This window comes from Metaclostridioides mangenotii (assembly GCF_018917235.1).
In the GTDB taxonomy this organism is placed as follows: domain Bacteria; phylum Bacillota; class Clostridia; order Peptostreptococcales; family Peptostreptococcaceae; genus Metaclostridioides.
Genome location: NZ_JAHLOF010000013.1, coordinates 20,244 through 35,458, shown reverse-complemented (window position 1 = coordinate 35,458; position 15,215 = coordinate 20,244). Strand labels below are relative to the sequence as shown.

The following is a 15,215-nucleotide window of genomic DNA, read 5'->3' as shown; positions in this document are numbered from 1 at the left end:
ATGGTAATGCCTGGAGATAACGTAACAATGGAAGTTGACTTAATCAACCCAATCGCGGTAGAAGAAGGACAAAGATTCGCGATAAGAGAAGGTGGAAGAACAGTTGCTTCAGGAGTTGTTGTTTCAATAATGGAATAATCCAGTTATTTTAAATAATTGATTAGCCTATAAAATTAAAACAATATACAGATAAGTATACAATATAGAGGGGGTTGGATTTATAAGTAATTTATTTTACTTATAAATCTGCCCTCTTTTAATATTATTTAATTTAACTGTAGAAAAAATATTTTGGGAATTGCGTTTTACTTAAGAAGTTCTCCTTGTGCTACCGGCATTCAATTTTTATTGACAATACTCTTTAAAACGTTTATAATTATTTAGTGTTTAAAACGGCTTAAATCAAGATAGTTACTTGATTATAATTATTTTAAAAAAGATTAAAAAAAGGTTGAAATATTGTTAGTTTTCGTATAAAATATAATGGTATGCTAAAAAGAGGTAATAGTAAGCAGCGCCGGAAAGATGCAATTTTAAAAATTGTGTTTAAGAAATTACAACACACCCGGAACAGTTTATCGGGAGAAATTGCTCGTGACGGAAACAAACAATCGAAGAAGGAGGGAAAACAATATGGCTAAGAATGAACAAATAAGAATAAAGCTAAAATCATATGATCACAAATTATTAGATTTTTCAGCTGGCAAAATAGTAGAAACTGCTAAAAAAGCTGGTTCACAAGTTTCAGGACCTGTGCCACTACCAACAGAAAAACAAATTGTTACTATACTAAGAGCTGTACACAAGTACAAAGATTCTAGAGAGCAATTTGAAATCAGAACTCACAAAAGATTAATAGACATTGCTAACCCAACACCAAAAACTGTAGACTCATTAATGAGATTGGATCTACCAGCAGGTGTTGACATAGAAATAAAATTATAAAAAAATCTTCGATTAGATATAAAGGATTTTTTTACGACGCAGATGCGTTAAAAGATCAGAGAGACACCTAAGATATTATCCTATAAGGTAATAATCTTAGAATGATTGCTCAATATAGAGTAATCCGCTGTAAGAATTATAGGAGGTGCTAATATGAATGGAATATTAGGAAAAAAAGTAGGTATGACACAAGTATTCACTGAGGGTGGAGCTGTAATACCTGTAACTGCTATAGAAGCAGGACCAGTAGTTGTAACACAAATAAAAACTATCGATAACGATGGTTACAATGCATTACAAGTAGGTTTTGAAGATGCTAAAGAAAAATCTTTAAATAAACCAGAAAAAGGACACTTAGCTGCTGCTAATACTTTAAAGAAACACTTAAAAGAGTTTAGAGTAGATACTGTTGAAGGATTCGAAGTTGGTCAAGAAATAAAAGCTGACGTTCTTGAGTCTGGAATCAAAGTAGACGTAAGTGGTATATCTAAAGGGAAAGGATTCCAAGGTCCAATAAAGAGACATGGTCAAAGTAGAGGTCCAGAATCACATGGTTCTAGATACCACAGAAGACCAGGTTCAATGGGGGCTTGTTCTTATCCAGGTAGAGTATTCAAAAACAAAAAACTTGCTGGACACATGGGTAGCGTAAAAGTTACAATCCAAAACTTAGAAGTTGTTAGAGTAGACGCTGACAAGAACATAATCTTAGTTAAGGGTGCTATACCAGGACCTAAAGGTTCAGTAGTAACTATAAAAAAAGCTGTAAAAGGCTCTAATTAATTGACTAAAAGAGAAAGGAGGAATAACAATGCCAAAATTAAACGTACTTAATGTTGCTGGGCAAAACGTTGGAGAAATAGAATTAACTGACTCTATATTTAATGTAGAAGTTAATGAGCATATATTATACGAAGTTGTAAAAAATCAATTAGCAAACAAGAGACAAGGTACTCAATCTGCTAAAACTAGAGCAGAAGTTAGAGGTGGCGGAAGAAAACCTTGGAGACAAAAAGGAACAGGTAGAGCAAGACAAGGTTCTACTAGATCAGTACAATGGGTAGGTGGAGGAGTTGCTTTCGCACCTAAACCAAGAAGTTACAGATACACATTACCTAAGAAGGTAAGAAGATTAGCTATGAAGAGTGCTTTAACATCTAAAGTTCAAAATAGCGAAATAATAGTACTTGACCAATTAAACATGGATGCTCCAAAAACTAAAGAATTTGTACAAATATTAAAAAATATAAATGCAAATAAAAAAGCTTTAGTTGTAACAGCTGAGAAAAACGAAAATGTTATAAAATCAGCTAGAAACATAGAGGGTGTTCAAACTAGTTTAGTTAATACACTAAATGTTTATGATATATTAAAGTATGATTCATTTATTATCACTACAGATGCAGTTAAAAAAGTGGAGGAGGTGTACGCATAATGACTAATCCACATGATATAGTTATAAAACCTGTCGTTACTGAGAGAAGTATGGAAGAGATGGGAGAAAAGAAATATACTTTTGTTGTTGCTAAGACTGCAAACAAAACTGAAATAAAAAAAGCAGTAGAAAAGATATTCGGAGTAGATGTTGATAAAGTAAACACTCTTAACTACGATGGAAAAATGAAAAGAATGGGTAAAACTGAAGGAAGAACTCCAGGATTCAAAAAAGCAGTTGTTAAGTTAACTGCTGAGAGCAAAGAGATAGAGTTTTTCCAAGGAATGTAATATCCTAGTAAAAAAAGGAGGGAAATCATATGGCTATTAAAAAGTTTAGACCTACTTCTCCTGCCTTAAGACAGATGACAGTTGTAATTTCTGATGACATAACAACTAATCAACCAGAGAAATCTCTTTTAGTTAACTTAAAGAAAAACTCTGGTAGAAATGCTCACGGAAAAATAACTATCCGTCATAGAGGTGGAGGACAAAAGAGAAAATACAGAATAATAGATTTTAAAAGAAATAAAGATGGAATACCTGCTAAGGTAGCCACTATAGAATACGATCCAAACAGAACTGCTAATATCGCACTTTTAAACTATGCAGATGGTGAAAAGAGATATATATTAGCTCCAGTTGGAATCAAAGTTGGAGATACGTTATTATCAGGTGCAGGTGCTGACATAAAGCCAGGTAACTGTTTAGCATTCAAAGACCTTCCAGTTGGTACTGTTGTTCACAATATAGAGTTAAAACCAGGAAAAGGTGCTCAATTAGTTAGATCTGCTGGAGTTTCTGCACAGTTCATGGCTAAAGAGGGTAAAAAGGCACTTCTTAGATTGCCATCAGGTGAAATGAGATATGTTAGCGTAGAGTGTAAAGCTACTATAGGACAAGTTGGAAACTCTGAGCACGGAAACGAAGTAATCGGTAAAGCCGGTAGAAAAAGACATATGGGTATCAGACCTACAGTAAGAGGATCTGTAATGAACCCTAACGACCATCCACACGGTGGAGGGGAAGGTAGAGCTCCAATAGGTAGACCATCTCCTGTTACTCCATGGGGTAAACCAGCTCTTGGATACAAAACTAGAAAGAAAAATAAGGCTTCTAATAAGTTAATAGTATCAAGAAGAACTAAGTAATAATATTTTTTACCGGAAAGGAGGACTTTAAATGTCAAGATCAACTAAAAAAGGACCTTTTGTCCATGCGAGACTTCTTAAAAAAGTTGAAGAAATGAACGCTAACGGTAGCAAAGAAGTTATCAAAACTTGGTCAAGAACTTCAACAATATTCCCACAGATGGTTGAGCACACTATTGCTGTTCATGATGGAAGAAGACACGTTCCAGTATTTATAACTGAGGATATGGTTGGACACAAGTTGGGCGAGTTCGTGTCAACTAGAACTTTCAAAGGACACAAAGACGACGAAAAGTCTAATAAAAGAAAATAATTAAGTTAGATCTCAGAAAGGAGGAATTCAAAATGGCTAAAAAGCAAGTAGAAATGGAAGTAGAAAGAGAAGCAAAAGCTACTGCAAAATACGTACGTGTAACTGCTAGAAAAGCTGGTGAAGTATGTGAACTTGTAAGAGGAAAAGACGTAAACGAAGCTTTAGCGATATTAAAGTATACTCCAAGAAAAGCTGCTACAATAATAGCTAAAGTTGTTAAATCAGCAAAAGCTAATGCAGAAAACAACCACGAAATGGACGTGGATAATTTATATATAGCATCAATAGTTGCGAACCAAGGACCAACTATGAAGAGATTCATGCCTAGAGCAATGGGTCGTGCTACTACAATCAGAAAAAGAACTTCTCACATAGAGGTAGTTGTTAAGGAAAAGAATAATAAGTAGATAGGAGGTATAGTAAATGGGTCAAAAGGTTAATCCACACGGACTGAGAGTCGGTGTAATTAAAGATTGGGATTCAAGATGGTTCGCTACAGATAGCAAAGAGTTCGGAAGCTTGTTATTAGAAGACCACAATATACGTAAATTTTTAAAGAAGAGATTATACTCATCTGGAGTTGCGAAAATAGAAATAGAAAGATCAGCTAACAAAATAAAGATGGATTTACACGTTGCTAAGCCAGGTGTTGTAATAGGAAAAGGCGGAGCTGGAATAGAAGCTTTAAAAGCTGAACTTGAAAAAATGACTAAGAAAACTGTTATAGTTAACATAATCGAAGTTAGAAACACAGACAAAAACGCACAATTAGTTGCTGAGAATGTTGCATTAGCTATAGAAAGAAGGGTAGCCTTCAGAAGAGCGATGAAACAAGCTATACAAAGAGCTATGAAATCTGGAGCAAAAGGTATAAAGATATCTACTTCAGGAAGAGTTGGTGGAGCTGAGATGGCTAGAACTGAAGGATACAGTGAAGGTAACGTGCCACTACACACTTTAAGAGCTGATATCGATTACGGTTTTGCTGAAGCCGATACAACTTACGGAAAAATAGGTGTTAAAGTTTGGATATGCCACGGTGAAGTATTACCAAGCAGAGACGGATTTAACCCAAGAGTTAAAGAAGAAAGAAAAGAAAATAGAAGAAACGACAGAAGAAACGATAGAAGAAATGATAGAAGAGGAAATGATAGAGGAAACAACAGAGGACAAAGACCTCAAGGACAAAGACCTCAAGGATCAAGACCTCAAGGACAAAGAACTGAAAATAGAGGAAACTAATATAAAGTAAGGTTCGAGGAAGGAGGAAAAATACTCATGTTAATGCCAAAAAGAGTAAAGCGTCGTAGAGTTCATAGAGGAAGCTTAGCAGGTAAAGCTCAAAAAGGTAACAAAGTTAGTTACGGTGAGTATGGTTTAGTTGCATTAGAAGCTTCATGGATAACTTCTAACCAAATAGAAGCAGCCAGAATAGCTATGACTAGATATATAAAAAGAGGGGGTAAGGTTTGGATAAAGATATTCCCTCACAAACCAGTTACAAGAAAACCTGCAGAGACTCGTATGGGTGCTGGTAAAGGTTCACCAGAATATTGGGTAGCTGTAGTTAAACCAGGAAGAGTAATGTTTGAATTAGCAGGTGTACCAGAAGATAAAGCTAGAGAGGCTATGAGACTTGCTATGCACAAGTTACCAATAAAATGTAAATTCGTTAAAAAAGAAGATTTAGAAGTAAAGGGTGGTGAATAGGATGAAAGCTAAAGAACTAAGAGATTTAACAAGTGAAGAGCTTATGAACAAGTTAGATGATTTCAAAAGCGAACTATTTAGCTTAAGATTCCAATTAGCTACTGGTCAATTAGAGAACACAGCTAGAATAAAGTTTGTGAAGAAAGATATAGCGAAAGTAAAAACTGTTCTTGCTGAAAGAAAGTTAAACGAAACTAGAGCTTAATTTGGAAAGGAGGCTTTTAAACATGGAAAGAAATAGTAGAAAAGTTAGAGTAGGCCGTGTTGTTAGTGATAAAATGGATAAAACTATAGTTGTTGCTGTAGAAGACTTCGTACGTCATCCACTATACAATAAGCGTGTTAAAAGAACTAAGAAGTTTAAAGCACATGATGAGAAAAATATATGTAACATCGGAGATAGAGTAAGAATAATGGAAACTAGACCTTTATCTAAAGACAAGAGATTCAGATTAGTTGAAGTTGTTGAGAAGGTTAAATAGTTTTTGAAGAAGGAGGGATTACGATATGATACAACAAGAATCACGTCTAAGAGTAGCTGATAACTCAGGTGCAAAAGAAATATTATGTATACGTGTTTTAGGTGGAACTAAGAGAAAATATGCTAATATAGGCGACGTAATTGTTGCAAGTGTTAAAAGTGCAACACCCGGTGGAGTTGTAAAAAAAGGTAAAGTTGTTAAGGCCGTTATAGTAAGAACTAAATCAGGCGTAAGACGTAACGATGGAAGCTACATTTCATTCGATGAAAATGCAGCTGTTATAATAAAAGATGATAAGACTCCAGTAGGGACTCGTATATTCGGGCCTGTTGCTAGAGAGTTAAGAGATAATGAATTTATGAAAATAGTTTCTCTTGCTCCAGAAGTACTATAATTAAGGAGGTGCAATAGGACATGATGCGTGTTAAAAAAGGTGATACAGTTGTTGTTGTAGCAGGTAAAGACAAAGGTAAAAAAGGTGCAGTTTTAAACGTAGACGTTAAAAACGATAAAGTTGTTGTAGAAGGCGTAAACGTAATAACTAAACACCAAAAGCCAAATGCTATGAACCAACAAGGTGGAATAATAAATAAAGAAGCTTCAATTCATATATCTAATGTAATGCCATTTGACTCTGAGACTGGAAAAGGTACTAGAGTTAAACATGAAGTTAAGGATGGTAAAAAAGTAAGAGTATCAGTTAAGAGCGGAAAAGAAATATAATATAGCTTGAAAGGAGGGACCTTAAATGGCTTCTAGATTACAAGAAAAATACAATAAAGAAGTTGCTCCTGCTTTAATGGAGAAATTTGGATACAAAAATGTAATGGAACTACCTAAATTAGATAAGATAGTTTTAAATATGGGTATAGGTGACGCTAGAGAAAATCCTAAAGGATTAGAGAAAGCTGTTGAAGAACTTGAGTTAATAACAGGACAAAAGCCTGTTATAACAAAAGCAAGAAAATCAGTTGCCAACTTTAAACTGAGAGAAGAAATGCCAATCGGATCAAAAGTTACACTAAGAGCAGACAAAATGTTCTACTTCTTAGATAAGTTAGTATCTGTATCATTGCCAAGAGTTAGAGACTTTAGAGGTGTTAACCCTAATTCATTCGACGGTAGAGGAAACTACGCTTTAGGTGTGAAGGAACAGTTAATATTCCCTGAGATAGAGTATGATAAGATAGATAAAGTTAGAGGAATGGATATAATATTTGTTACTACAGCTAAAACAGATGAAGAAGCTCGTGAGTTATTAAAATTATTAGGAATGCCATTTTCTAAGTAGGTAAAGGAGGGATTCCAGTGGCTAGAAAAGCGATGGTTGTGAAACAACAAAGAAAACAAAAATACTCAACTAGAGAGTATACAAGATGTAGTATATGCGGAAGACCACACGCAGTACTTAAAAAGTTCGGTATATGCCGTATATGCTTTAGAGAATTAGCTTACAAAGGCGAAATACCTGGCGTAAGAAAAGCAAGTTGGTAAAAGCTTGATTATAATGGAAGGAGGGTTACAATATGACAATGACAGATCCAATTGCAGATATGCTAACACGTGTAAGAAATGCTAACATGGTTAAGCACGAAACTGTTGATGTTCCGGCCTCTAATATGAAGAAAGAGATCGCAAGAATCTTATTAGAAGAAGGATTCATAAGAGGTTATGATGTTATAGAAGATGGAAAGCAAGGAATAATAAGAATCCAATTAAAATACGGACAAGAGGGCGAGAGAGTTATACAAGGACTTAAGAAAATATCTAAGCCTGGTATGAGAGTATACGCTGCTCATGACGAGATACCAAAAGTATTAAACGGATTAGGAATATCAGTTATATCTACATCTAAAGGTATATTAACTGACAAGCAAGCAAGAAACGAAAACGTTGGTGGAGAAGTAGTCTGCTACGTTTGGTAATTCATAAAACAATGTAAGGAGGTGCGACCATGTCTAGAATAGGTTTAAAGCCAATAGAAATTCCAGCAGGAGTTGAAGTGACAATAGCTGAAGGAAACTTAGTTACTGTTAAGGGACCTAAAGGAAGTTTAGTAGAAAAACTAAGCAACGAAATGAACATTAAAAATGAAGATAATACTATCGTGGTTGAAAGACCAACTAATAATAAAAAACATAGATCTTTACACGGATTAACTAGAACATTAATTAACAATATGGTTGTTGGTGTTAGTACTGGTTATGAAAAGAAATTAATACTTAAGGGTGTTGGATATAGAGCTCAGAAACAAGGAAAGAAACTTGTTATGAACTTAGGATTCTCTCATCCAGTAGAAATGGAAGATCCAGAAGGAATCACTGTTGAGGTTCCAAACCAAACTGAATTAATAGTTAAAGGTATGGATAAACAATTAGTAGGTAACTACTCTGCTAAGATCAGAGCTTGGAGAAAACCAGAGCCATACAAAGGTAAAGGTATAAAATACGATAACGAAGTAATCAGACGTAAAGAAGGTAAAACTGGTAAGAAATAATACCAAACTTTAAACGTTAGAAAGGAGTGAGCCTGGTGATAAAAAAGATTAATAAGAACGAAAATAGACTTCAAAGACATAAAAGAGTTCGTAAAAAAGTAAGTGGAACTACTGCTAGACCAAGATTATGTGTATTTAGAAGTGCTAAAAATATATACGCTCAAATAATTGACGATACTAACAGAGTTACTCTAGTATCAGCATCATCTTTAGACGCGGACGTTAAAGGTGCTGTTAATTATTCAGGAAACAAAGAAGCTGCTAAGAAAGTTGGAGAAGCAGTTGCTAAGAAAGCAATAGAAAAAGGAATCACTGAAGTAGTATTTGATAGAGGTGGTTATATATATCACGGTAGAGTACAAGAGTTAGCTGAAGGTGCTAGAGAAGCTGGTCTTAAGTTCTAATAAAGAAGGAGGGAAAAATAGATGCAACGTCGTAAACTTATAGATGTATCGCAACTTGAATTACAAGAGAAAGTTGTTGAAATAAGACGTGTTACTAAAGTTGTTAAAGGTGGTAGAAACTTTAGATTCGCAGCGTTAGTAGTTGTAGGTGACGAAAACGGACACGTGGGTATCGGTGCTGGTAAGGCAATGGAAGTACCAGATGCTATAAAAAAAGCGGTTGAAGACGCTAAGAAAAACCTTATAGTAGTGCCAATGGTTGGGACTACAATTCCTCACGAAGTTCACGGGCACTTCGGGGCTGGTAAAATACTTATAATGCCTGCTAAAGAAGGTACAGGAACTATAGCTGGGGGACCTGCTAGAGCTGTACTTGAGTTGGCTGGACTTAAAGATGTTAGAGCGAAATCACTAGGAACAAATAACCCTAGAAACATGGTTAACGCTACTATAGAAGGACTTAAGTCTCTTAAAACAGCTGAAGATATCGCTAAACTTAGAGGTAAATCAGTTGAAGAGCTTCTAGGGTAAGGAGGTAGTACAATGTCTAAATTACAGATAAAATTAGCTAAAAGCGTTATTGGAACTAACCAAAAACAAAGAAAAAACGTTGAAGCACTTGGTCTTAGAAAAAGAGAACAAGTAATCGTAAAAGAAGATACTCCTCAAATAAGAGGAATGATAAAGAAAGTAAGTCACTTATTAGAAGTAACTGAAATTGCTGAATAATTTTTAAATCAATGTAAGGAGGTGTAATCCATGAAACTACATGAGTTAAAACCTGCTGAAGGTGCAGTCAAATCTAAGAAAAGATTAGGTAGAGGTACTGCTACTGGACAAGGGAAGACTTCAGGTCGTGGACAAAAAGGTCAAAACTCTCGTTCTGGCGGTGGAGTTAGAGTAGGATTCGAAGGTGGTCAAATGCCACTAGCTAGAAGAATACCAAAGAGAGGTTTCACTAATATATTTAAAAAGCAATACAACGAAATAAACGTTGATGTTTTAAATAAATTTGAGAACGGAACAGAAATAACAGCCGAGCTTTTAAAATCAACTAAAACTATCAAGAAAATAGAAAAAGATGGAATAAAGATTTTAGGTGAAGGAAATTTAGAAAAAGCTTTAACAGTTAAGGCAGCTAAATTTACAGCTTCAGCTCAAGAAAAAATAGAAAAGGCTGGCGGTAAAGCAGAGTTAGTTTAATAACCTGCTTATCTACCAGCTTGAACAGGCGAGGTGATTAGGTGTGCTGTCAAATATAAAACAAGCTTTTAAAATCAAAGAGTTGAGAAATAAGATAATATTTACGTTTCTGATGATACTTGTTTTTAGAATAGGTGCAACTATACCAGTCCCAGGAATCAACACAAAAATTATACAACAGATGGTTAGTGGTAATAATCTGCTTTCTCTGTATAATATGTTTACAGGAGGAGCGTTTAGTAACTTTACGTTATTTGCTCTTGGTATAAGTCCATACATCACAGCATCTATCATTATCCAACTTTTGACTATAGGTTTTGAGAACTTAGCAGAACTTCAAAAGTCTGGAGAAGAAGGTAAGAAGAAAATAGGAAAATATACTAAGTATATAGCTCTAGCTCTTGCTACTTTACAAGCAATAGGTATCACACTTGGTATTGTTAAGAAGGCGTTAGTTACAGATAGTCTATTCTTTATAGTAACTGTAATAATAACACTTATATCTGCCAGTATGTTACTTATGTGGATAGGTGATAAGATAACTGAGAAGGGCTTAGGAAATGGAAGTTCATTAATTATATTTGTAGGTATTATATCTCGAGTTCCAGTCGATATTATATCTATAACAGGTCAGGTTAAATCTGGTCAAATAGCTATATGGATGACCGCAGTATTAGCTGTAGTTGTTTTAGTAACAATGACTGCTGTAACATTTATACAAGAGTCAACAAGAAAAATACCAGTACAGTATGCTAAGAGAGTAGTAGGAAGAAAGATGTACGGAGGACAAAGTTCTCATATACCTATGAAAGTAAACCAATCAGGGGTTATCCCAATAATCTTTGCTAGTTCACTTTTAGCTTTCCCTCAGACTATAGCATTGTTTGCAGGACCAAAAGTGCAAGCTTTTGTCCAACAATATATGACTACAGCTACTGAACCAGGTTTCTGGATTACTAGATCTCTTGAAATATTACTGATAGTTTTCTTCTCATATTTCTATACTGCTGTATCTTTTAATACAGAAGATATATCAAAGAATATGAAAAATAACGGTGGTTTCATCCCTGGAATTAGACCAGGACAACCGACAATAGATTATTTAAATAGAATATTATCAAGAATAACTTTGGCTGGTGCAACATTCTTAGCTATAGTAGCTATGGTTCCTGCTTTAATGACACATTATATGAATATAAATATGAGTTTAGCAGGTACATCATTACTAATAGTTGTTGGGGTTGCCTTAGAGCTTAAGAGACAACTTGAATCAAATTTAGTTATGAGAAGTTACCAAGGTTTTCTTAAATAAATTGGAGATGGGTAAATGAGAATAATATTACTTGGACCTCCTGGTGCTGGTAAAGGTACTCAGGCGGCTAAAATAGTAGAAAAGTACAATATACCTCATATATCAACAGGAGACATATTCAGAAAGAATATAAAAGAAGGAACTCCACTTGGAACAAAGGCTAAAGAGTTTATGGATCAAGGATTACTAGTTCCTGATGAGTTGACTGTAGGTTTGGTGACAGACAGAATATCTCAAGATGATTGTAAAGAAGGGTTTATGTTAGATGGATTCCCAAGAAATCTAGCACAAGCTGAACAACTAGATGATTTCTTAAAGCAAGCAGCAATAGATTTAACAAAAGTTATCAATATAGAAGTTGATAAAGAACTTTTAGTCTCTAGAGCGGTGGGAAGAAGAATATGTAAATCATGTGGTGCTACATTCCATGTTGAGTTCAATCCTCCTAAAGAAGATGGTGTATGTGATGTATGCCAAGGAGAATTATATCAAAGAGCAGATGACAATGAAGAAACTGTTTCTAAAAGGATACAAGTTTATCTAGATGAAACTAAACCTCTAGTAGAATATTACTCTAAACAAGGAGTAGTAGCTTCTATAAATGGTGATCAATCAATAGATAAGGTATTTGAAGATATTTCCGACTCTTTAGGAAGTGAAAAATAAATGATTATAATAAAATCAAAAAAAGAAATAGAACTAATGAGAGAAGCTGGCAAAATTGTCGCTGACACTCATGAAGTCCTAAGACAAGCTGTTGCTCCTGGTATAACAACTATGGAGTTAGATAAAATAGCTGAAGAAAATATAAAAAAATATAATGCTACACCGTCTTTCAAAGGATACGGAGGTTTTTCAGGAAGTATATGTGCATCTGTAAACGAAGAGGTTGTGCATGGTATTCCTGGTAATCGAGTATTAAAAGATGGAGACATTATAAGTTTAGATATCGGAGCTTATTATAAAGGATATCACGGTGATTCTGCAAAGACTCACGGAGTAGGAGTGATATCTGAAGAAGATAGGAAACTAATAGAAGTAACTCGAGAAAGCTTCTATGAAGGAATTAAATTTGCCAGAGTTGGCTATAGATTATCTGATATCTCACATGCTGTTCAGGTTCATGCTGAAAAGTATGGGTATTCATTGGTTAGGGATTTAGTAGGTCACGGAGTCGGAGCCGATCTACACGAGGATCCTCAAGTTCCTAACTATGGACCACCAGGAAAAGGACCGAGACTTCAAGAAGGAATGGTCTTAGCTATAGAGCCTATGGTAAATGCCGGCCGTTACCAAGTTAAGACTCTAGCCGATGGGTGGACGACTATAACAGTAGATGGAAAAAAATCAGCTCACTATGAGCATACGATAGCATTGACTTCTGATGAACCTTTGTTATTGACGAAGCTGTAGTTTAAAGTAGGTGAAAAAAGTGCTATCAGAAGATTTAAGTATAGGTCAAGTTGTGAAAGTTTCATCTGGACGAGACAAAGGCAGATTATTCTTTATAGTTAAGATAGTCGATGATGAATATGTTTTGATTGCTGATGGGAAAAAAAGAAAACTTGTCAAACCTAAACTAAAGAAAGTAAAGCACTTAAAAAAATACAACTTCATAAACAATGAGGTTAAGGAAAAAATAATATCTGATCAGGAAATAACAGATTGTTTTTTAAGAGCTGAACTTACTAAGTTAAACTAATGTTTGACTTATTGAAATGGAGGTCTGGTTATTTAATGGCCAAAAAAGATGTTATAGAATTAGAAGGTACAGTCGTTGAAAATTTACCTAACGCTATGTTCAAAGTAAAACTGGAAAACGGACATGAAGTACTATGCCATTTATCAGGAAAATTAAGAATGAACTTTATAAGAATTCTTGAAGGCGATAAGGTTAATGTTGAACTTTCTCCATATGACCTTACAAGAGGAAGAATTACTTGGCGTAAGAAGTAGTAGACTATTAGATATTAGTCTAAGGAGGGATTAAATAATGAAAGTAAGATCATCAGTAAAACCAATATGCGAAAAATGCAAATTAATAAAAAGAAATGGTAAAGTGATGGTTATCTGTGAAAATCCAAAGCATAAGCAAAGACAAGGTTAATAAATTGTTTCTAGCATTTTGTTAAAACATATAGTATAATGTTTTATTGTGATGTTTGCAAAATGGTGCTAAAGCGTTTAAAACAATATGATTTCGGATTATATGATAAACATTTTAACATTAAAAACTAGGTGTAGGAGGTGCGATTAATGGCAAGAATAGCTGGGGTAGATTTACCTAGAGAAAAAAGAGCGGAAATAGGCTTAACTTATATATACGGTATAGGTAGAGCGACTTCTAATGAAATATTAGCTAAAGCTGGGATAAATCCTGATAGTAGAATCAAAGATTTATCGGAAGATGAAGTTAATAATTTAAGAAAAATAATCGATGACGATTTCTTAGTTGAAGGTGACTTAAGAAGAGAAATTGCTTTAAATATAAAGAGATTAAGAGATATCAAATGCTATAGAGGTATAAGACACGCTAAAGGTCTTCCGCTAAGAGGACAAAAAACTAAGACTAACGCTAGAACTAGAAAAGGTCCTAAGAAGACAGTATCTCGTAAAAAGAAAAAATAATTAGACAATAAATAGATGAAGGAGGGAAAATGAAAAATGGCTAAACCAAAAAAGAAAGTTACACGTGTTAGAAGAAAAGAGCGTAAAAATATAGAACGCGGTCATGCGCATATACAGTCTACTTTTAACAATACTATAATAACTCTAACAGACGTTCACGGGAACGCATTATCTTGGGCTAGTTCTGGACAATTAGGTTTCAAAGGTTCAAGAAAATCAACTCCATTCGCATCTCAAATGGCTGCAGAAACTGCTGCTAAAGCTGCAATGGAACATGGACTTAAGAGTGTTGAAGTATTCGTTAAAGGACCAGGTTCTGGTAGAGAAGCTGCAATAAGAGCTTTACAAGCTACAGGACTAGAGGTAACAATGATAAAGGATGTTACTCCAATTCCTCACAATGGATGTAGACCACCAAAGAGAAGAAGAGTTTAATTTATATAGATAATAGGAGGTGTAATATAAATGGCAAGATATACAGGTGCATCATGTAGACAATGTCGTAGAGAGGGAATGAAGTTATTCCTTAAAGGTGACAGATGTTATACAGATAAATGTGCTATAGCTAAAAGAAACTATGCCCCAGGACAACATGGTCAAGGGAGAAAGAAAGTTTCTAACTATGGATTACAGTTGAGAGAAAAACAAAAAGTTAAGAGAATATATGGAGTTCTAGAAACTCAATTTAGAAATATGTACGAACGTGCAGAAAAAATGCCAGGTAAAGCAGGGGAGAACCTACTTAGCCTATTAGAGAGAAGATTAGACAATACAGTTTACAGAATGGGACTTGCTTCATCAAGAAAAGAAGCAAGACAATTAGTAACTCATGCTCACTTCACTTTAAATGGACACAAGGTAGATATACCTTCATTGACAGTTAAAGTTGGAGATGTTATAGCAGTTAAAGAAAAATCTAGATCTTCAGAGAAATTCAAAGCATTATTAGAAGGAAACACAAGAGTGGCTCCAAAATGGTTAGAAGCTGATTTAGAAGGAATGACTGCAAAAGTAGTTGGTGTTCCAGATAGAGAAGATATAGATCTTGATGTTGCAGAACACCTAATCATAGAACTTTACTCTAAATAATTAACATATATTAAATATTATTTTAAAATTTTGTTTGCCCTCAGTGG

The 15,215-nt window shown here is 34.6% G+C and carries 30 protein-coding genes and 1 pseudogene; all 31 read left to right on the top strand.

Going from position 1 to position 15,215, the window contains the following annotated elements; genetic code table 11:
• Nucleotides 1-138: pseudogene (gene tuf / locus KQI18_RS13390) on the top strand (elongation factor Tu); the annotation flags it as partial.
• 495 nt (nt 139-633) lie between these two features.
• A complete protein-coding gene (gene rpsJ / locus KQI18_RS13385) occupies nt 634-945 on the top strand; it encodes a 30S ribosomal protein S10 (protein ID WP_216468430.1) in 312 nt (103 codons plus the stop codon).
• A 153-nt stretch (nt 946-1,098) separates the two neighbouring features.
• On the top strand, nt 1,099-1,728 hold the full coding sequence (gene rplC, locus KQI18_RS13380) for a 50S ribosomal protein L3 (protein WP_216468429.1): 630 nt from the start codon (nt 1,099-1,101) through the stop codon (nt 1,726-1,728).
• A 28-nt stretch (nt 1,729-1,756) separates the two neighbouring features.
• A complete protein-coding gene (gene rplD / locus KQI18_RS13375; RefSeq protein WP_216468428.1) occupies nt 1,757-2,380 on the top strand; it encodes a 50S ribosomal protein L4 in 624 nt (207 codons plus the stop codon).
• Nucleotides 2,380-2,670 carry a 50S ribosomal protein L23 gene (gene rplW, locus KQI18_RS13370; RefSeq protein WP_216468427.1) on the top strand — a complete coding sequence of 97 codons (291 nt, stop codon included), beginning with the start codon at nt 2,380-2,382 and terminating at the stop codon, nt 2,668-2,670. The genes rplD and rplW overlap by 1 nt, the downstream gene beginning before the upstream one ends.
• 29 nt (nt 2,671-2,699) lie before the next feature.
• Nucleotides 2,700-3,530 carry a 50S ribosomal protein L2 gene (gene rplB / locus KQI18_RS13365; protein WP_216468426.1) on the top strand — a complete coding sequence of 277 codons (831 nt, stop codon included), beginning with the start codon at nt 2,700-2,702 and terminating at the stop codon, nt 3,528-3,530.
• A 31-nt stretch (nt 3,531-3,561) separates the two neighbouring features.
• Nucleotides 3,562-3,843 carry a 30S ribosomal protein S19 gene (rpsS, locus tag KQI18_RS13360; protein WP_216468425.1) on the top strand — a complete coding sequence of 94 codons (282 nt, stop codon included), beginning with the start codon at nt 3,562-3,564 and terminating at the stop codon, nt 3,841-3,843.
• 32 nt (nt 3,844-3,875) lie between these two features.
• Nucleotides 3,876-4,250, top strand: coding sequence for a 50S ribosomal protein L22 (gene rplV / locus KQI18_RS13355; protein WP_236887776.1), 375 nt, complete (start codon nt 3,876-3,878; stop codon nt 4,248-4,250).
• A gap of 16 nt (nt 4,251-4,266) precedes the next feature.
• Entirely contained in the window at nt 4,267-5,085 is an 819-nt protein-coding gene (gene rpsC, locus KQI18_RS13350) for a 30S ribosomal protein S3 (RefSeq protein ID WP_216468424.1), read from the top strand.
• A gap of 36 nt (nt 5,086-5,121) precedes the next feature.
• Nucleotides 5,122-5,553, top strand: a complete 432-nt coding sequence (gene rplP / locus KQI18_RS13345; RefSeq protein WP_216468423.1) for a 50S ribosomal protein L16 — start codon at nt 5,122-5,124, stop codon at nt 5,551-5,553.
• Nucleotide 5,554: 1 nt separating this feature from the next.
• Nucleotides 5,555-5,758, top strand: coding sequence for a 50S ribosomal protein L29 (rpmC, locus tag KQI18_RS13340; RefSeq protein WP_216468422.1), 204 nt, complete (start codon nt 5,555-5,557; stop codon nt 5,756-5,758).
• Nucleotides 5,759-5,780: 22 nt separating this feature from the next.
• Nucleotides 5,781-6,035 carry a 30S ribosomal protein S17 gene (gene rpsQ, locus KQI18_RS13335; RefSeq protein WP_024621766.1) on the top strand — a complete coding sequence of 85 codons (255 nt, stop codon included), beginning with the start codon at nt 5,781-5,783 and terminating at the stop codon, nt 6,033-6,035.
• A gap of 25 nt (nt 6,036-6,060) precedes the next feature.
• Nucleotides 6,061-6,429 (top strand): 50S ribosomal protein L14, encoded by a 369-nt coding sequence (gene rplN / locus KQI18_RS13330; RefSeq protein ID WP_216468421.1) that lies wholly within the window; start codon nt 6,061-6,063, stop codon nt 6,427-6,429.
• A gap of 23 nt (nt 6,430-6,452) precedes the next feature.
• Nucleotides 6,453-6,758, top strand: coding sequence for a 50S ribosomal protein L24 (gene rplX / locus KQI18_RS13325; protein WP_216468432.1), 306 nt, complete (start codon nt 6,453-6,455; stop codon nt 6,756-6,758).
• 25 nt (nt 6,759-6,783) lie between these two features.
• Nucleotides 6,784-7,326: a 50S ribosomal protein L5 gene (rplE, locus tag KQI18_RS13320; protein ID WP_216468420.1), complete on the top strand. Its 543-nt coding sequence runs from the start codon at nt 6,784-6,786 to the stop codon at nt 7,324-7,326.
• 17 nt (nt 7,327-7,343) lie between these two features.
• Entirely contained in the window at nt 7,344-7,529 is a 186-nt protein-coding gene (locus KQI18_RS13315) for a type Z 30S ribosomal protein S14 (RefSeq protein ID WP_024621770.1), read from the top strand.
• Between the two features lie 32 nt (nt 7,530-7,561).
• Nucleotides 7,562-7,960 (top strand): 30S ribosomal protein S8, encoded by a 399-nt coding sequence (rpsH, locus tag KQI18_RS13310; RefSeq protein WP_216468419.1) that lies wholly within the window; start codon nt 7,562-7,564, stop codon nt 7,958-7,960.
• A 29-nt stretch (nt 7,961-7,989) separates the two neighbouring features.
• Nucleotides 7,990-8,532, top strand: a complete 543-nt coding sequence (rplF, locus tag KQI18_RS13305; protein WP_216468418.1) for a 50S ribosomal protein L6 — start codon at nt 7,990-7,992, stop codon at nt 8,530-8,532.
• A gap of 35 nt (nt 8,533-8,567) precedes the next feature.
• Nucleotides 8,568-8,936, top strand: coding sequence for a 50S ribosomal protein L18 (gene rplR, locus KQI18_RS13300; RefSeq protein ID WP_216468417.1), 369 nt, complete (start codon nt 8,568-8,570; stop codon nt 8,934-8,936).
• A gap of 21 nt (nt 8,937-8,957) precedes the next feature.
• Nucleotides 8,958-9,467 (top strand): 30S ribosomal protein S5, encoded by a 510-nt coding sequence (gene rpsE / locus KQI18_RS13295; RefSeq protein ID WP_216468416.1) that lies wholly within the window; start codon nt 8,958-8,960, stop codon nt 9,465-9,467.
• 12 nt (nt 9,468-9,479) lie between these two features.
• Entirely contained in the window at nt 9,480-9,665 is a 186-nt protein-coding gene (rpmD, locus tag KQI18_RS13290) for a 50S ribosomal protein L30 (protein ID WP_216468415.1), read from the top strand.
• Nucleotides 9,666-9,695: 30 nt separating this feature from the next.
• Nucleotides 9,696-10,139, top strand: coding sequence for a 50S ribosomal protein L15 (rplO, locus tag KQI18_RS13285; protein WP_216468414.1), 444 nt, complete (start codon nt 9,696-9,698; stop codon nt 10,137-10,139).
• 43 nt (nt 10,140-10,182) lie between these two features.
• The gene (secY, locus tag KQI18_RS13280) at nt 10,183-11,451 is read left to right on the top strand and encodes a preprotein translocase subunit SecY (RefSeq protein ID WP_216468413.1); all 1,269 of its coding nucleotides are present in this window, start codon (nt 10,183-10,185) and stop codon (nt 11,449-11,451) included.
• A 15-nt stretch (nt 11,452-11,466) separates the two neighbouring features.
• Nucleotides 11,467-12,117 (top strand): adenylate kinase, encoded by a 651-nt coding sequence (locus KQI18_RS13275; RefSeq protein WP_216468412.1) that lies wholly within the window; start codon nt 11,467-11,469, stop codon nt 12,115-12,117.
• Nucleotides 12,118-12,864 (top strand): type I methionyl aminopeptidase, encoded by a 747-nt coding sequence (gene map / locus KQI18_RS13270; protein ID WP_216468411.1) that lies wholly within the window; start codon nt 12,118-12,120, stop codon nt 12,862-12,864.
• Between the two features lie 19 nt (nt 12,865-12,883).
• On the top strand, nt 12,884-13,153 hold the full coding sequence (locus KQI18_RS13265; RefSeq protein ID WP_216468410.1) for a KOW domain-containing protein: 270 nt from the start codon (nt 12,884-12,886) through the stop codon (nt 13,151-13,153).
• 35 nt (nt 13,154-13,188) lie between these two features.
• A complete protein-coding gene (gene infA, locus KQI18_RS13260; RefSeq protein ID WP_024621781.1) occupies nt 13,189-13,407 on the top strand; it encodes a translation initiation factor IF-1 in 219 nt (72 codons plus the stop codon).
• Between the two features lie 37 nt (nt 13,408-13,444).
• On the top strand, nt 13,445-13,558 hold the full coding sequence (gene rpmJ, locus KQI18_RS13255) for a 50S ribosomal protein L36 (RefSeq protein WP_024621782.1): 114 nt from the start codon (nt 13,445-13,447) through the stop codon (nt 13,556-13,558).
• A 149-nt stretch (nt 13,559-13,707) separates the two neighbouring features.
• Complete coding sequence (gene rpsM / locus KQI18_RS13250) at nt 13,708-14,079, top strand: 30S ribosomal protein S13 (RefSeq protein ID WP_216468409.1); 372 nt, start codon at nt 13,708-13,710, stop codon at nt 14,077-14,079.
• 36 nt (nt 14,080-14,115) lie between these two features.
• Nucleotides 14,116-14,514 (top strand): 30S ribosomal protein S11, encoded by a 399-nt coding sequence (gene rpsK / locus KQI18_RS13245; RefSeq protein WP_024621784.1) that lies wholly within the window; start codon nt 14,116-14,118, stop codon nt 14,512-14,514.
• A 30-nt stretch (nt 14,515-14,544) separates the two neighbouring features.
• Nucleotides 14,545-15,168 carry a 30S ribosomal protein S4 gene (gene rpsD / locus KQI18_RS13240; protein ID WP_216468408.1) on the top strand — a complete coding sequence of 208 codons (624 nt, stop codon included), beginning with the start codon at nt 14,545-14,547 and terminating at the stop codon, nt 15,166-15,168.
• Nucleotides 15,169-15,215 lie beyond the last annotated feature (47 nt).

Coding starts and splice junctions, on each gene's coding strand:
- infA (WP_024621781.1), top strand. CDS start 13,189: ATGGCCAAAAAAGATGTTATAGAATTAGAAGGTACAGTCGTTGAAAAT.
- KQI18_RS13275 (WP_216468412.1), top strand. CDS start 11,467: ATGAGAATAATATTACTTGGACCTCCTGGTGCTGGTAAAGGTACTCAG.
- rpmJ (WP_024621782.1), top strand. CDS start 13,445: ATGAAAGTAAGATCATCAGTAAAACCAATATGCGAAAAATGCAAATTA.
- rpsD (WP_216468408.1), top strand. CDS start 14,545: ATGGCAAGATATACAGGTGCATCATGTAGACAATGTCGTAGAGAGGGA.
- rplD (WP_216468428.1), top strand. CDS start 1,757: ATGCCAAAATTAAACGTACTTAATGTTGCTGGGCAAAACGTTGGAGAA.
- rpsJ (WP_216468430.1), top strand. CDS start 634: ATGGCTAAGAATGAACAAATAAGAATAAAGCTAAAATCATATGATCAC.
- rplE (WP_216468420.1), top strand. CDS start 6,784: ATGGCTTCTAGATTACAAGAAAAATACAATAAAGAAGTTGCTCCTGCT.
- rplP (WP_216468423.1), top strand. CDS start 5,122: ATGTTAATGCCAAAAAGAGTAAAGCGTCGTAGAGTTCATAGAGGAAGC.
- rpsS (WP_216468425.1), top strand. CDS start 3,562: ATGTCAAGATCAACTAAAAAAGGACCTTTTGTCCATGCGAGACTTCTT.
- rplC (WP_216468429.1), top strand. CDS start 1,099: ATGAATGGAATATTAGGAAAAAAAGTAGGTATGACACAAGTATTCACT.
- rpmC (WP_216468422.1), top strand. CDS start 5,555: ATGAAAGCTAAAGAACTAAGAGATTTAACAAGTGAAGAGCTTATGAAC.
- rplV (WP_236887776.1), top strand. CDS start 3,876: ATGGCTAAAAAGCAAGTAGAAATGGAAGTAGAAAGAGAAGCAAAAGCT.
- rpsE (WP_216468416.1), top strand. CDS start 8,958: ATGCAACGTCGTAAACTTATAGATGTATCGCAACTTGAATTACAAGAG.
- rplB (WP_216468426.1), top strand. CDS start 2,700: ATGGCTATTAAAAAGTTTAGACCTACTTCTCCTGCCTTAAGACAGATG.
- rpsM (WP_216468409.1), top strand. CDS start 13,708: ATGGCAAGAATAGCTGGGGTAGATTTACCTAGAGAAAAAAGAGCGGAA.
- rpsH (WP_216468419.1), top strand. CDS start 7,562: ATGACAATGACAGATCCAATTGCAGATATGCTAACACGTGTAAGAAAT.
- rplX (WP_216468432.1), top strand. CDS start 6,453: ATGCGTGTTAAAAAAGGTGATACAGTTGTTGTTGTAGCAGGTAAAGAC.
- rpmD (WP_216468415.1), top strand. CDS start 9,480: ATGTCTAAATTACAGATAAAATTAGCTAAAAGCGTTATTGGAACTAAC.
- map (WP_216468411.1), top strand. CDS start 12,118: ATGATTATAATAAAATCAAAAAAAGAAATAGAACTAATGAGAGAAGCT.
- rpsC (WP_216468424.1), top strand. CDS start 4,267: ATGGGTCAAAAGGTTAATCCACACGGACTGAGAGTCGGTGTAATTAAA.
- rplW (WP_216468427.1), top strand. CDS start 2,380: ATGACTAATCCACATGATATAGTTATAAAACCTGTCGTTACTGAGAGA.
- rplO (WP_216468414.1), top strand. CDS start 9,696: ATGAAACTACATGAGTTAAAACCTGCTGAAGGTGCAGTCAAATCTAAG.
- rpsK (WP_024621784.1), top strand. CDS start 14,116: ATGGCTAAACCAAAAAAGAAAGTTACACGTGTTAGAAGAAAAGAGCGT.
- rplF (WP_216468418.1), top strand. CDS start 7,990: ATGTCTAGAATAGGTTTAAAGCCAATAGAAATTCCAGCAGGAGTTGAA.
- rplN (WP_216468421.1), top strand. CDS start 6,061: ATGATACAACAAGAATCACGTCTAAGAGTAGCTGATAACTCAGGTGCA.
- rpsQ (WP_024621766.1), top strand. CDS start 5,781: ATGGAAAGAAATAGTAGAAAAGTTAGAGTAGGCCGTGTTGTTAGTGAT.